Source organism: Oceanobacillus sp. CF4.6 (assembly GCF_051262635.1).
GTDB lineage: Bacteria > Bacillota > Bacilli > Bacillales > Amphibacillaceae > Oceanobacillus.
Genome location: NZ_JBIMEX010000053.1, coordinates 1 through 203, shown reverse-complemented (window position 1 = coordinate 203; position 203 = coordinate 1). Strand labels below are relative to the sequence as shown.

The following is a 203-nucleotide window of genomic DNA, read 5'->3' as shown; positions in this document are numbered from 1 at the left end:
CCTATCGCGAATAAGCCATTTAATGACGTTCGGCCAATTAAATCCGTTTTAATACCCCCCATTAAAAAATGAGCCCCTGGAACAACGGGAATTCTTCCTTCTGCCAAATTTACTCCATTCTCCTGACAAATATCTGTAATAGAAGGGAATCTCTTTTCAAAATTTTTAATGGCACTAATATCTAAATGTACTTTATGACCCTT

General features: G+C 36.5%; 1 protein-coding gene. It reads right to left on the bottom strand.

Annotated features, from left to right (window positions below; genetic code table 11):
- On the bottom strand, positions 1–203 hold a 203-nt coding region (locus ACHABU_RS20775), incomplete at both ends, for an FAD-binding protein (RefSeq protein ID WP_435766845.1).